Genomic DNA, 2533 nt, shown 5'->3' with positions numbered 1-2533 from the left:
TTTACTGCCTTATTAATGGCGGGTCTTGACGGTATCCGTAACAAGATCCATCCAGGCGATGCAATGGACAAAGATTTATACAATCTGCCTCCTGAAGAAGCGAAAGACATCCCGACGGTTTGTCATTCACTGGAAATGGCTCTGGAAGCTCTGGATAAAGACCGTGACTTCCTGAAACAGGGCGGCGTTATGGATGACGACATGATTGATGCTTACATCGATCTGAAATATAACGAAGTAGAGACATTGAAGAAGACTACCCACCCGGTAGAATTCGATATGTACTACAGCGTTTAATGGCGAATTATCGGGTGAGGCTTTTAGCCTTGCCCGATTGCACCAATACGGTGCATAACCCTCTCCTGCCTTCGTGAATAACAACGCGCTACTTAACCAATTACTCACAGGCATACTCATCCTTGATGACCGCCTGACCATTCGTTATGTCAATTCATCCGCGGAATCGTTGCTGGATCACAGCGCCAAGCGACTATTAGGTGAACTGTTTAGCGCCGCGTTTTATCATTGTTCTCTGGCGTCGGAAACATTAATAGAATGCCTGAATAGTGAGCAGACTGTGCTGAATGCGGAAGTTCATTTTGCACTGCATTCTGGTCACGATATTCGTGTGGAAACCAGTATTCAGACAGTTGATCAAGAATTTGGCCGGGCATTGTTGCTGGAACTCAAACAAGTTGATCAATTGCGACGCATCAACCAGGAAGATCAGCAGCGTAATCAGTTATTTGCGACACAGCATTTACTACGCGGTATGGCTCACGAAATAAAGAATCCGTTAGGTGGTTTGCGAGGCGCTGCGCAGCTACTGGCAAGGCAGCTTCCCGATGAAAAACTGACCGAGTATACCGACTTGATTATCAGTCAGTCTGATCGTTTACGGTACCTGGTGGACAGACTGTTAGGGCCAACTAAGCGTGGTGAATCAAAGCTGACCAATATTCATGAAGTACTGGAGCGTGTGGTTCGGACACTAACTTATGAGTACGGCGAGTCACTGAAGCTGACCAGGGACTATGACCCTTCTTTACCGGACATTCGGGTGGTGCCTGAAGCTTGTGAGCAAGTGTTCCTGAATATTGCCCAGAATGCGGCGCAAGCTATGTCGGGTGCTGGCACTATTGTCATTAAGACTCGGGTCGAGCACCAATTGACGTTGTTTGGTCTGCGTTATCGGCAGTGCGCGGTGGTGACCGTTACCGATAACGGACCCGGCATACCGGCGGAGTTACGCGATACATTATTTTACCCTTTAATTAGCGGACGTGCAGAGGGAACCGGCCTGGGTCTTTCGTTGGCGCAAAACCTTGTGCACCAGCATAAGGGCAAAATTGAATTTGACTCAAGCCCGGGCAAAACCCGGTTCTCAGTTTATTTGCCGTACCTTACTGCAGACAATGGTAACGAGGTAATAGATGACCACTAATGCTCAGTTATGGATCATTGATGACGATGACTCAATTCGGTGGGTTTTGGAAAAAGCTTTTGCCGACAGTCGCTATCATGTTCGCAGTTTTGCTAACGGAGAAGACTTTTTTTCCGCATTAAAAGCCGATGCTCCGACTGTGGTGCTGACGGATATTCGAATGCCCGGCGAAAACGGTCTGGCCGTGCTTGAAAAATTAGGCCGTGAGCAGCCGCAATTGCCAGTGGTGGTGATGACCGCACATTCAGACCTTGAAACCACGGTAAAGGCATTTCAAGGTGGGGCTTTTGAGTATTTAGCGAAGCCTTTCGATATTGATGAAGCGATAACAGCAGTGGACCGGGCGCTGCAACATGCAAGGCAAAGCGAAACCGCGTCGAATGAGCCTATTGATAATAGCGTTCCGGAGCTTATCGGTGAGGCACCTCCCATGCAGGATGTTTTCCGCGCCATTGGCCGGCTGTCGAGTTCCAGTGTCAGCGTCTTGCTGACCGGTGAAACCGGAACCGGTAAAGAGGTGGTTGCACGAGCTTTGCATAAACACAGTCCGCGCGCGGAAAAGCCTTTTATTGCACTTAACATGGCGGCCATACCGGCTGACTTAATTGAGTCGGAGTTGTTCGGGCATGAACGCGGTGCTTTTACCGGAGCTGACAGAAAGCGTGTGGGCCGTTTTCAGCAAGCCGATGGCGGAACCTTGTTTCTGGATGAAATTGGCGACATGCCATTACCGGTTCAGACACGTTTGTTACGAGTTCTGGCCGAAGGGCAGTTTTATCCAGTCGGGGCGCATCAGCCAGTTAAAGTTGATGTTCGCGTTATTGCAGCGACACACCGGGAGCTGGAGCAGTTAGTCGATAAAGGACAATTCCGTGATGACTTATATCACCGGCTTAATGTTATCCGGTTGCGTTTACCCCCTTTGCGCGAGCGAACAGAAGATATAGCGACTTTGGCAAAGCATTTTCTGAAAAAGTCGGCTGAAGAGTTGAATGTTACACCAAAAACGTTGTTAAATGAGACACTTAGCAAGTTAATGGGTTATTCTTGGCCCGGTAATGTAAGACAGCTGGAAAATACCTGTCGCTG

At 48.8% G+C, this 2533-nt stretch carries 2 protein-coding genes and 1 pseudogene; all 3 read left to right on the top strand.

The features are described 5' to 3' along the window. Window positions 1–297: pseudogene (glnA, locus tag B3180_RS06335) on the top strand (glutamine synthetase); the annotation flags it as partial. A gap of 73 nt (window positions 298–370) precedes the next feature. Next, entirely contained in the window at window positions 371–1444 is a 1074-nt protein-coding gene (gene glnL / locus B3180_RS06330) for a nitrogen regulation protein NR(II) (protein ID WP_054490278.1), read from the top strand. Next, window positions 1434–2533, top strand: a 1100-nt coding sequence (gene ntrC / locus B3180_RS06325) for a nitrogen regulation protein NR(I) (protein ID WP_286843597.1), incomplete at its 3' end; no start/stop codon positions are given. The genes glnL and ntrC, both read left to right, overlap by 11 nt.

It is taken from the genome of Idiomarina sp. UBA4206, from assembly GCF_002383015.1.
Classification (GTDB): domain Bacteria; phylum Pseudomonadota; class Gammaproteobacteria; order Enterobacterales; family Alteromonadaceae; genus Idiomarina; species Idiomarina abyssalis.
This window is presented reverse-complemented; position numbering and strand designations above follow the sequence as displayed.